Below are 12,436 nucleotides of genomic sequence, written 5' to 3'. Positions count from 1 at the left end.
TGAACAGGAATGATTGGCCCCCTGATTAAAACTCCCGGATTTTAATACTACGGAAAGACACCCGGTTGCCATGATCCTGCAACAAGATATGCCCCTGAGGCAGTTCACCGAAGTCTGGCCAGTCTTTATACTTACTGTACGCTACCAATGCCCGGTACATAGGGGTATTCCTTTCGTATTCGAGGACTTTAAACCCATTCAGCCAGTGCTCAATGTGATGTCCTTTGACAACCAGCCGGGCCTGATTCCATTCCCCAACCCCACGAAACGGCTTATCCCGGCCTGGCACCGAAAGGTTCTCAGCCGGGATCAGATCGTAAAGGGAGGCCAGCGTGCGGTTGCCTTTCACTCCTTTTTGGGCATCGGGGTGCTCCTGGTCATCCAAAATTTGGTATTCCAGCCCTATGGAAGAGCCGGGCCCTTTGTTGAGCTCCGGGTCAACGAAGTATTTAATGCCGCTATTGGCCCCTTCTGTGATTTTAAACTCCAGCATCAGTTCAAAGCTGCTGAACTTATCGCGGGTAATGATATCTCCACCGTTCGTGGATTCGCCACCATCGGATTCCAGGACGGTAAGTACGCCCTCTTCAATTTCCCAGCCCTTTTCAGGAAAATCCTGTGCACGTGCACTGCGCCACCCCTCAGTAGTTTTGCCATCCCAAAGCATGCGCCAGCCTTTGCTGATTTCGTATGGTGTCAGGGAATTCGGAATGTAGTTGAGCTCCATCGCGTGCGGCGCCATAGGCCAGCGTTCTGCTTCCAGGTTGTCCGTTTTGATGCGGATATTGCGCCAACGGATTTCCCGCCCGGCTTTTTCTATGTCATTGCCAATGCCGTGTACCTGTAGTCCGATGAAGCCGGAAGCTGTCATGTCGTCCACGACATTAGCGGTATTTACCCCATTGATCCATACACGGAGTTCATTGCCTACCGCTTCAATCCTGTACTTGTTCCACTGCCCCAATTTATAGGCTGTCCGGGCCTCCGGGTTGAGGCTTAGCGGGTAGAGCCATCCGCGACGACCTTCGTCGTAAATGCCGCCGCTGTAAGCACGCTGACTGGGGTCCGCCTCTGCCTGATAGCCGTGCACTCTTCCGTTTTTGTACTCAGGCAGGCTATTGCTACGGAACTGAATACCGGAATTGATCGCTGCATCGCCCCACATTTCCAACTCCAAAATAAAATTGCTGAATATTTCTTTGGTGCACAAAAAAGTGTTCGGCGTTTGGGTTTCCGTGACCCCAACAATCACACCTTCCCTTACCTCGTACTCTGCGGAGCCATTGCGTTTTTCCCATCCGCTCAGGTCTTTGCCGTTGAACAAATCCCGCCAACCCTCATTGGATTGTGCTGCCAGGGAAACACTTAGCCCACTGCTCACCATCAGAAACAATGCCAGTAATTGAATTCGGTTTTTCATTATTATTTTGTTGTTTAAAGGTCAAAATGAGATCATTCAGGGTGGCATAGTGCAGGACACTTTGTCATTTTTTGGATTTATGTTGTATTTAACCCCTGGTTCTCATAGGAGGACAAACCATACCTACTATTGTAACCAAAGATACAGACTCGAAGCAAATGGACAGACGAGACTTCATCAGAAAAAGCAGCATGGCTACAGCGGGGCTCACCCTGGGCTCCCTGAGCATGGCCCCCGGCACCTTTTCTAAAAACGAGACCATACAGCTCGGGGTCATCGGTACCGGAGCAAGAGGCGGTGGGATAATCAGGCTACTGAACAGCATGCCACAATTCAAAACCGTTGCTTGCTGCGATATCCTGCCCTTCCGGCTGGACAGCGCCATGGAAAATGCCGATCAAAAAGCAAAGGCTTATACCGATTACCGCAGGCTGTTGGAGGACCCAAATGTAGACGCTGTCCTAATTGCCACGCCCCTGTCAATGCATTACGAGATGGCTGTGGCAGCGGCACAGGCAGGCAAGCATGTCTACTGCGAAAAGACGATGACGTACCAAATATCCGAAGCAGACCGGCTGGTGGAGCAGGTGGAGGCTAACGGCAGGGTATTCTTGGTTGGGCACCAATACCGCTATCACCCCCTTTACTTCCGGGTAGCTGATCTGATCCGCAGCGGTAAAATAGGCGATATCGCGAATGTCTACATTCAATGGAACCGTAACGGTGACTGGCGCCGTCCTGTGCCCAAGCCCAAATATGAGCGCATGATCAACTGGCGGATGTACACCGAGTACTCTGGCGGGTTGACGGCTGAGCTGCATTCCCACCAAATTGATTTTGTAAACTGGGTGCTGGGCACTCACCCGGAAAAAGCCGTTGGTTTTGGCGGAATCGACTACTGGAAGGACGGCCGGGAAACTTTTGACAACGTCAATTCGATGTTCAGCTACCCAAACGGCATGAAGGTCAACTGTATTTCCCTGACTTCCAATGCGCACGAAGGGTATCAGATGATTTTCAGGGGCAGCAAGGGCACCATCGAAATGGGGATAGACGAAGGCTGGATCTACTTCGAGCCGCTCAATAAGAAGGAAAAAGGCATGGTAGATGGTGTCTCCGGCGCCACCCTAAACCGCGCCAAAGAAGATAAGTACGCCATCAGCTTTGAGCACACCACGGAAGGCTGGGGCGGCACCCATTATGCTTTTCAGGAGTTCTACGAATGCATTCGGGACAACCGGGAGCCCGTCTCTAATGTCAGGACCGGTGCTACGACCGCCAAATGTGTGCGGATGGCAATTGATGCCATGCGGGAGAATAAAACCATGGTCTGGCCGGGATAGAATGGCCACCAAAACACAAGATCTCTCCCACCAAGGTGGAATAGCGAAAGCTACGGTGTTGAGCTTTCTTTCATTTCCCTGCCCATGACCTGGGTAGCAGGTCTCTGGAGTTCCTCTTTTCGGGGTGGGTTACTATCATTGCAATGCTTCAAATAAGAAAGCCGCTAATCCTCCACCAGCCAAAGGCCCCAGTATGGGAATCCATGCATAATCCCAGTTACTACTGCCTTTGCCCTGAATAGGCAGTAAGGCATGTGCGATTCGCGGCCCCAGATCGCGCGCCGGGTTGATGGCGTAGCCGGTGGTGCCGCCAAGGCTAAGGCCGATAGCTAAAACCACAAGACTAACTGGCAATGCCCCCAGTGAGCCTAGTCCGACCGGGCGACTCGGATCGCCTACCGGAATATTGGGACCAGTAAGGAAAAACACGGCAATCAGAAGCACAAATGTACCGATGACTTCCGAAAAAAGGTTGGCACCATTGTGGCGGATTTGGGGGATGGTGCTGAACGTTGCCAGCTTAAGCACAGGGTCCTTTGTGGTGCGGTAATGCTGAATATAGGTCAGCCACACACAACTTGCCCCCGCAGCAGCTCCTAACACCTGCGCCAGTACATACCCCCCAACCTTTGACCAGGCAAACTTGCCGCCCACTGCCAGAGCGACCGTTACGGCTGGATTAATGTGCGCGCCACTGTAATCCTGTGCCACAAGAACGCCGACGAAAACCGCCATGGCCCAACCCACCGTAATGACAATCCATCCTCCGTTGTGCCCTTTCGTATCTTGTAGTACAACGTTAGCAACCACGCCGTTACCTAATAAAATAAGCAAAAAGGTGCCAATGAATTCTGCTATAAATGGAGTCATAGGGGCTGATTTTTGCAGGAAAGATATAAAATATTGATTGTTTAGAGGCAGACAGATGCCCTAAGACCGCCCCTATGACGGCAGGGATGTTAATGAATGGCTCCTCGGCTATGAAATTCTGAAGAGCCGAGCCTTTTTCTTTTTTCAATAAAGGCCTGCCCAGCATACGATCCGGCGAATGGAAATATAGACCTCCGGTGGCCGAAGCCCACAGGCGACGAGACACGGGCAGGCATTGATTAGGTTGGCGCTCCGATCTTTATTGGAGACCACTTGATTGTCAGTATACATGCGCCCGGTTCCAGACAATCCTTACTGGCAGCACCTGGAACCGCATGCCCCGATATTGCTCAACCTGTCAAAGGATCCAAACGAGACCACGAACCTGATAAAAGATCTCCAGGAAAAAGCCTGGAAACTGGAGCAGCGAAGGTTGGCCTTTGAGCGCCCAAGTTTAACGGTACCCGAACCTAAATTAAAGGCTGTACCTTTCGATGACCTCGAAACAAATAACCCGGGCGAGGGGCCCGGGTTAGATTATACGACTTTGTCGGCGCAGGAAGAACTGGCAAAAGCATTGGGTTTTGCTTTGAAGACAAAGCCCATGCTCAGGATGTAGCCCATCGCCTCTTTGAGTGCCACATTGGACTGGAACTCAGGGTCGGTATTGATGTCGGCGTGGACTTCCAGTTCTACATTATGCTTATCCAGCAAGTCACAAAGGCTGTAGGCCACTTCTACCGACTTGGCTACCTCAGTGATCATACGCTCGCGCAGCCCCATGCCTGCCCGCTCCCGTGTATTGTGGATAAACATGAAGCCGCCTTTCTTTTCGCGCAGAAAAACGATGACGCTCGCAAATTCAATGTGCGTGCCCCGCACCTGAGAATCTGAACCGATGCAGACCTTCAGGCGGTGCCCGGCGGCTTTCTCCCGAAGAATCGTTTGCTCTACCGCTTCCTTAATGGGCAACTCAATTCTTTCGCCGTTTAGTTTTCGCCATTTCATGAATTAGGTGGATTTTTGACTAAAATACAAATTCCCCAAACCATACGGTGTACGGTTTTTGAAAAATAAAACAGAATTAATATTGGATTAACAACCACCTAAACATCAAAATAAACGGCAAGGGTTCCCGCCAGCGGACTTTTTTGCTAAAATCACCGATCGGACCTAAAATTTTTTAACCTAAACAGATGATAACCGACTAGTTTTCAAATACTTGAATCATTGTCCGCGGTTTGTAAAAATATTTCGGACCAGCCATGTAAAAACGGAAAGCTGCTGTAGTAACCTGCTTTGGATTAACAAAATAAGCGCTGCTCTGTTAATTGGATCGTGAAGCAGAGCAAAACCGAAATAGACATTGTCTGGCTGAAGCGCGACCTGCGCCTCAACGATCATCCGCCTCTGGAAACAGCAGCGAAAGGTGGGCGGCCTTTGTTGCTGCTCTATTGCTTTGAGCCCGGTTTGCTGCAGCACCCTGACTACAGCGACCGGCACTGGCGCTTTGTCTGGCAGTCTCTGCAGTGTATGGCATCCCGCTTGCCAGGCGCTATGCTTATCGCACACCGGGAAGTACTACCGTTGTTCCGGGATTTATGTGCACACTTTAAGGTACGCAACGTATACAGCCATGAGGAGATTGGCGTGAAGACCACCTTCGACCGGGATATTGCCTGCGCCCAATGGCTTAAGGAACATCGCATCAACTGGCAGGAGATTCCATTCTCAGGCGTACAAAGAGGTCGCCCCAACCGGGATGGGTGGAGGGAACAGTGGTATGACTACATTGAATCTCCGGTACCTGCCTGTCCGGTCGATAAACTCCATTTGATTAAGCTTCCGGAAGCTTTACACAAGAAACTCGCTGGTCCACCTCTTCCCGAAACCTACCAAGAAGCTGACGCCACTTTTCAGCCCGGTGGTGAGCGCAATGCATGGCGGTACCTGCGCAGCTTTTTCAAAGGAGAAAGGATCAACGGCTACTCCCGTTTGATTTCCAAGCCATTGGCAAGCCGCCGGTCCTGCAGCCGGATTTCACCCTATCTGGCCTGGGGCAACATCAGCCTCCGGCAAGCTTATCAGTACAGCTGGCAGCACCGGCATCTGGTGACGGACAAACGCGACCTCAATAACTTCCTGTCCCGCCTGCGCTGGCGCGACCACTTTATTCAGAAATTTGAAAGCGAGTGCCGTATTGAGTTTGAAAATTTCAACCCCGCCTTCAATCACTTGCGTACCGAAACGGATGGAGCCAAGGTAGAAGCCTGGAAGACCGGACAAACGGGCTTCCCGCTGGTAGATGCTGCGATGCGCTGTGTGAACGCCACCGGCTACATCAACTTCCGGATGCGGGCCATGCTGGTTTCCTTCCTTACGCACACGCTCTGGCAGCCCTGGCAGGCAGGGGCGCACCATCTGGCCAGGCAGTTTCTGGATTTTGAGCCCGGCATCCACTACCCTCAATTTCAGATGCAGGCCAGCACTACCGGAATTCACACCATCCGGGTTTATAATCCGGTATTCAATTCCCGCAAACATGACCCTCACGGCGACTTCATCCGGCAATGGGTGCCTGAACTCGCAAAGCTGCCGGATGAATACGTACACGCCCCTTGGGAAATTCCGCCTCTGGAGCGGCAGTTTCTTGGCTTTGAACTGGGCGAAGACTACCCCAATCCAATTGTGGACCTGAAAAAAGCCATGCGCCATGCCAGCGATCAGCTTTGGGGGCTAAAGAATAGTCAAACCGCTCAGCAAGAGGGCGCCCGCATCAAAGCCAGGCATGTGAACCCCGGGGAACGGCGGCAGGAATAAGTATTACAGGTAGATATCGAGGATAACCAAAGCACCAAATAGCAGGCTGGCGATGCCATTAGTGGTAAAGAAGGCGATATTCACTTTGCTGAGGTCATCTGGGCGGACCAGGGTGTGCTGATAGAATAGCAGCCCAAGGAAAATGGCGGCAGCCAGCCAATGCAACCACTGGAATTCCGGGTAGGTCGCCTGTAGTTGCCAGGCTGCAGTGATTATAAAAATGGCGCTTCCGGCATGCAGGAGATTCGAAAGGCGAAGTGCGCCCGGGCGGCCCATTTTTACCGGTACAGAGTTTAAGGAAAGGGAGCGGTCGAAGTCATCGTCCTGCAAAGCATAAATGATATCAAAGCCAGATACCCATAACAATACAGCGCCTGAATACAGCACCGGGATCAGGTCAAACTGCCCCATGACCGATAGATAAGCCCCGATTGGAGCGAGTGAAAGCCCCAGCCCAAGTACAAAGTGGCAAAGGAAGGTAAACCGCTTGGTGTAGCTGTAGCCTAAAATGACCAGCAGGGCTACCGGTGAAAGCAGAAAACACAGTTCGTTTATAAACCAGGTAGTCGCGATGAATAGCAAGCTGTTGATGAAGACAAAAGCCAGGGCCGCTTTGGGAGAGATCACGCCGGCGGGGATTTCCCGGGTGGCGGTGCGGGGGTTTTTCTCATCTATGTCCCGGTCGAGATAGCGGTTGAAGGCCATTGCCGCACTGCGGGCAAAAACCATACATAGGACAACCAGCGAAAACAAACGGATGCTAAGCACCTGCTCTGATTCCAGAGTGGCCAGAAAGAAGCCCAGCAAAGCAAATGGCAGGGCAAAGATGGTATGGCTGAATTTGACCAGCGAGAGGTAGTTCTTCATGCCGCAAAAATAAGAAAGCCCGCAAAACCATATGGATTTGCGAGCCTCTTTGTTTATTTGACTTTTAAAAGTCTTTTCAGCTTACTGTGTTACTGCAGGAGTTGCATCACCACCAGCTGCAGGCGTTACATCACCTTTGAGGTAGATGAAGCTCTGTGGTGGGTTCGTGTTTGCAGTAATGGTCACCTTCTGGTTACGCTTACCTTTCTTGTTCTTAGAGTTGAACTCAACAGTGATTTCGCCGGTAGCGCCTGGAGCGATTGGCTCACGTGGCCAGCTAGGAACGGTGCAACCACAGCTGCCTTTAGCGTTGCTGAGGATCAATGGCTCATCACCAGTATTGGTAAAAGTATAAGTGTGAGAAACTTTCTCGCCTTCGTTAACGGTACCGAAGTCGAATTCTGTTTCTTCAAAGGTCATGGTTGTCGTTGGGCCAGCAGGAGCAGCAGGCTGTGCAGCAGCAGGCTGGGCAGCAGCTTGATTGGCAGGCTGTACAGTATTGCTAGACAGATCCTCACGCGCCTCTTCCTGAGCTGCGCTTTCGCTGTTGTTACAGCTTGCTACAAAACCTACCGCCAACAGGGCGAACATCAGAACTTTGATTTGCTTCAACATTTTACTTTAGTTTTGGATTTAAGATAAAAGTGGGAACAATGGGCTTTATAAATAGTTCTCCCGGTCAATTCCCTTTTTATTACAATTACAAAGGTAGGGAATGCTACAGAAGCTCCCGTTAATCAGCATTGAAGTTTTGTTAACGAGCTGTTAATCCGGATTCTTGCCTGTTTGCGTATCTTTCTGTGCAAGAATACCGTAAACCTTTGTCAAGGATATGTAGAAGATTGTCCGATGGTAAGTTACTTCGTCCTAAATCGCTATTTTTAACCTGATGAAAAGCCTCACTGTTACGATATTCTTGTTGCTGGCTAGCCTGACAACCAAGTATGCACAGACTGTTAAGCTCGATGAACTGACCATCGAGGACGGGCTAACGCAGGGTATGATCCATGATATCCTTCAGGATAGTCTTGGCTTTATGTGGTTCGCCACCAAAGATGGCCTCAACCGCTATGATGGCTATGACTTTAAGCTGTACAGCCATTTCCCAGCTGATTCTTTTTCACTTTCCGGGCATGTCGTGAATGTTTTATTTGAAGATTCCTTTGGCCGGATATGGGTCGGCACGCACAACAACGGGCTTAATGTTTTTGACCGCACAAAAGAGCGCTTTTACAAACTGGATTATGAAGAGGCTCCTGGCCGTGGGTTAAATTCCAATCGAATTTTCAGCATCGAACAGGAAAACGACAGCATTTTCTGGGTAGGCACCGGCAGAGGCTTATGCCGGCTCGTTGTCCCTGAAGGCGAAGCCCTCTGGGAAGGATTGGAAAGTGTCCAACTCAGCAGCAAAATCGAAAGCTACCCTATTGAGCCTATTCCAAACCCTAACCTCAGTAGCGTTGCCACTTGCCTGTCCACCGTATCCGACACCCTCTATTTTGCCATCAGCAACCGGCTTTTCCGGCTGGACCGGAACAACTACCAGGAATGGGAAGAGATGTCAGATGAAGTTCGTGCGCTTAGTATAGAAATTCCTTTTGGTTTCCGGAATATGGAAATGACCAGCGATGGGTACCTGATCATGCCAACCAACCAGGAGATAAAAATTTACCGCGAAGGCAAAAGCTGGGATATCCCACTTCCTGAAGAACTACAGGGCTTTCTGCCGGATATAACCATCGACAAATCAGGCACGGTATGGGGCGTCTCAGCAGGACTGTATAAAATACACCCCGAGCGTGGCCGCGAGGCGCAACTTGAAATTTTGTTCACAACCAAAAACGCCTATTTCACGCCCACCGTGTATGTTGACCGTACCGGGGTGGTATGGCTTGGCACCAATGGCTATGGTATCCGGAAATACAATCCCTCCAATACCCGCTTTAACCACTTACTGCCAGGCACCAGTACCCGGCAACTCTATACCGACCTCAAAGGCAGGTGCTGGGTGTGGGTATCTGTTTCACTTAGAGTCCTGAACCCGGACAACGGAAATTATGAACTACCTGCCGCCTTCCCTTCCTGGATAGAGAAAGCCACTTGGGTCCTCAATACGGAGCCTGATATCTTCTGGTTTCACTACCCGATTATTGAAAAACAAACTGCTCTGGTAAAAATAAATGAACGAACGGGTGAAGTCCAATTCTACCCCTATACCTGTAAGCCCAATCCCAATTCCCCTTTGCTTATCGACCGGGCGGGCAATATATGGTTCTCCAGCAGGGACGGGCAGCTGGCAATTTTCCAACCGGACACAGAAACCTTCCATTATTACGCCATGTCAGACTGGTTTGACGAGCGGCAGGAAAATGCAACCATCACAGTTTTCCATTACGAAGACGCATCAGACATCGTTTGGGCGGGTACGCAATATGGCTTGCTGCGTCTGCAACGGACCTCAACGGATGGTTTTGATCATCGGGTTTACGATTTTGACATCAATAACCCTCAGAGTATCAGCGAAAACTATGTCCTCAGCATTGGCAAGCGCCCCGGAGAGACCAATAAGCTTTGGATTGGTACAAAGGGGGGCGGTTTAAACCAATTTGACACGCAGACTGGGACCTTTAAAACTATTACGACGAAAGATGGGCTGCCCAATAATGTAGCCTATGGCCTGCTGCCCGATCAGGAAGGCTACCTATGGATCACCACCAACCGCGGGCTGTCCAAATACCATCCTGAGCTGGGTACCTTTAAGAACTATACCTCCGCCGATGGGCTCCAAAGCAATGAGTTCAACACCTCGTCCTATCACCGGGCCAGGGACGGCCGTTTCCTTATCGGTGGTGTTAATGGCGTACATGTATTCCACCCCAAAGCGGTCAAACTAAGGAGCCTGCCCCCAAAGGTTTACCTTACCGGGCTGAACATTAATAATATGCCCTGGCGGGAAGCCGTTGAGGATGCCAATGCCTTCAAGCCTATTGAGCTCATTGATCACATTCAGCTCAGGCACCATCAGGATCAGCTCTTTTTTCAGTTTGCAGCTCTGGATTTCGCAGCATCCCAAAATAACCGGTACCGGTATCAGATGGTTGGGCTGGACAATGCCCCCGTCGATGCAAAAACGCGGCGGGAAGTAGCCTATGCTAACCTTACGCCCGGACAGTATACCTTTAAAGTGTGGGGCGCCAATAATGAAGATATCTGGAGTACAGAACCAGCGGTATTGAAAATCACGATTAGCCCTCCCTGGTGGGCAACCAACTGGGCCTACCTTTTGTATCTGGCGTTGTTTTTTACTTTGTTCTTCTCTGCCTACCGGTTCCAGGTCAACCGGGACCGCCTGAAGACGCAGTTGGCCTATGAGCAACGTGAAGCGGAACGCCTTGCTGCATTAGACCGTATGAAGTCCAATTTCTTCTCCAATATCACCCATGAATTCCGCACTCCGCTCACGCTCATTTTAGAACCGGCAAGGAGATTGGGTGCACAGCTGCAAAACAAAAACGCAAAAAACTGGGCAGAGCTAATCATCAGCAATAGTGAGCGCATGCTCCAACTGGTCAATCAACTTTTAGATATCAACCGGCTGGAAGAAGGGCTGATCTCCGTAAAGCTGCAGCAGGCAGACCTCAATCAGTTGCTGATCTCTATTTTGAAGGATTATGAAGGCGCTGCCCAGGATAAAAGCATCAAACTTGAACTGGAAATAACCGGGCGCCCCCATCTGAAGTGGGTGGAAATGGATACGGAAAAGGTGAGCAAAATCATACACAACTTACTGTCGAATGCGCTAAAATTCACACCAGAAGGCGGTGAGATCAAGGTCTCAGCAACGGGTATGCCCGACCGCCAGAAAGTTGAAATCAGTGTAGAGGACACTGGGCCGGGCATCGCGCCGGAGCACCACGAACGGGTCTTCGACCGGTTTTACCAGGTTGATGATTCTTCCACCAAGTCTGCCGGAGGGACAGGCATAGGCCTTGCCCTTTGCAATGAGCTCGCCCAAAAGCTTGGCGGCAGTATCCATCTGGAAAGTGAGCCCGGTAAAGGATCACGGTTCACCCTTGGGCTGCCGTTATACACCACGCTTGCCGACGAAAACGCTGCGGGCGGCGACAGTACAGCCGGCGAAACAGTCAAACCGCCGATTCCTGAAGCCGCAAAACAGGGCACTACGATTCTGATTGTAGAAGACAATAAGGACCTCCGGGATTTTTTATGCAGTATCCTTGGTAAAGCATTTGACCTGTCTACTGCAAAGGATGGTGTTGAAGGCTTACAAATGGCCACTGCCACACAGCCGGATATCATCATCAGCGATGTGATGATGCCTCGATTAGATGGTTATGCAATGACGGCTCAATTGAAAGCGGACATTCGTACCAGTCACATACCTGTGGTGATGCTGACCGCCAAATCTGCACTCAAAAGCCGGCTGACCGGCCTCAAAAAGGGGGCAGATGCTTATTTATCCAAACCTTTTTACGCGGAGGAGCTGATGGCACAAATCCACAATTTGCTGGAGCAGCGCGCCCGGCTCCAACAATACTTTAAGGGAGAAAGTGAAGGGGCACCTGCACCCGCTGTCCCGGATCTCGAACACGAGTTCCTGCAAAAAGCTTACGCCGCAATAGAAGACCACCTCACTGATGAGCAATTTTCCGTTGAGCAACTGAGCAGTACCCTCTTACTCAGCCGGTCTCAGTTGCACCGCAAGCTTAAAGCCCTGACCGGTCAGACCGCATCGGAGTTCCTGCGCAACTACCGGTTAAAAAAAGCCCTGGAATTGCTTCGCCAACCCGGCCTCACCATTGGGGAAATAAGCCATAAAGTGGGCTTTGGCAGCCCTCAGTACTTTGCCACGAAATTTAAGGAAAGATATGGCTACCCTCCCAGCGAAGCCTCTGGAAAAGCTTGATTTTCAGTAAAAAAGACTGAAATGCAACATAAGTGAACAAGATTGCAACATATGTTAACGAACCCTGTGCTGTTGTACCCTAAATTTGTACTAACAGTTGCAAGAGCACTACTAACCAGTGTGCAACCAAATTGTCCCAACACAACACAAAAGCAACAAGCAAGGGGGAATCGACAAAATATCGATTCA

8 protein-coding genes are annotated in these 12,436 nt (G+C 50.6%); 3 read left to right on the top strand and 5 right to left on the bottom strand.

What is annotated here, in order from left to right; genetic code table 11:
- Positions 1-25: 25 nt before the first annotated feature.
- Positions 26-1,420 (bottom strand): DUF1080 domain-containing protein, encoded by a 1,395-nt coding sequence (locus tag MRY86_RS25400; RefSeq protein WP_293563484.1) that lies wholly within the window; start codon positions 1,418-1,420, stop codon positions 26-28.
- Positions 1,421-1,578: 158 nt separating this feature from the next.
- Here MRY86_RS25400 and MRY86_RS25395 point away from each other — a divergent pair, with 158 nt between their 5' ends.
- Positions 1,579-2,763 (top strand): Gfo/Idh/MocA family oxidoreductase, encoded by a 1,185-nt coding sequence (locus tag MRY86_RS25395; RefSeq protein ID WP_293563483.1) that lies wholly within the window; start codon positions 1,579-1,581, stop codon positions 2,761-2,763.
- 135 nt (positions 2,764-2,898) lie between these two features.
- On the opposite strand, the gene MRY86_RS25390 is transcribed toward MRY86_RS25395, so the two are convergent.
- Positions 2,899-3,633, bottom strand: a complete 735-nt coding sequence (locus MRY86_RS25390) for an MIP/aquaporin family protein (RefSeq protein ID WP_293563482.1) — start codon at positions 3,631-3,633, stop codon at positions 2,899-2,901.
- Between the two features lie 537 nt (positions 3,634-4,170).
- On the bottom strand, positions 4,171-4,641 hold the full coding sequence (locus MRY86_RS25385) for a ribonuclease H-like YkuK family protein (protein ID WP_282777471.1): 471 nt from the start codon (positions 4,639-4,641) through the stop codon (positions 4,171-4,173).
- Between the two features lie 330 nt (positions 4,642-4,971).
- Here MRY86_RS25385 and MRY86_RS25380 point away from each other — a divergent pair, with 330 nt between their 5' ends.
- A complete protein-coding gene (locus MRY86_RS25380; RefSeq protein ID WP_293563481.1) occupies positions 4,972-6,453 on the top strand; it encodes a deoxyribodipyrimidine photo-lyase in 1,482 nt (493 codons plus the stop codon).
- Positions 6,454-6,456: 3 nt separating this feature from the next.
- Here the strand turns inward: MRY86_RS25380 and MRY86_RS25375 are convergent, their stop codons facing one another.
- Both MRY86_RS25375 and MRY86_RS25370 read right to left on the bottom strand, forming a co-directional pair.
- A complete protein-coding gene (locus MRY86_RS25375; RefSeq protein WP_293563480.1) occupies positions 6,457-7,320 on the bottom strand; it encodes a UbiA-like polyprenyltransferase in 864 nt (287 codons plus the stop codon).
- An 81-nt stretch (positions 7,321-7,401) separates the two neighbouring features.
- Positions 7,402-7,935: a DUF1573 domain-containing protein gene (locus tag MRY86_RS25370; protein WP_293563479.1), complete on the bottom strand. Its 534-nt coding sequence runs from the start codon at positions 7,933-7,935 to the stop codon at positions 7,402-7,404.
- A 274-nt stretch (positions 7,936-8,209) separates the two neighbouring features.
- On the opposite strand from MRY86_RS25370, the gene MRY86_RS25365 reads away from it, so the two are divergent.
- A complete protein-coding gene (locus MRY86_RS25365) occupies positions 8,210-12,247 on the top strand; it encodes an ATP-binding protein (RefSeq protein ID WP_293563478.1) in 4,038 nt (1,345 codons plus the stop codon).
- The last annotated feature ends 189 nt before the right edge of the window (positions 12,248-12,436 follow it).

The sequence above is a fragment of the Phaeodactylibacter sp. genome (assembly GCF_022763345.1).
GTDB lineage: Bacteria > Bacteroidota > Bacteroidia > Chitinophagales > Saprospiraceae > Phaeodactylibacter.
The sequence above is the reverse complement of the archived record's forward strand: the minus strand, read 5'-3'. Positions and strand labels throughout refer to the sequence as shown.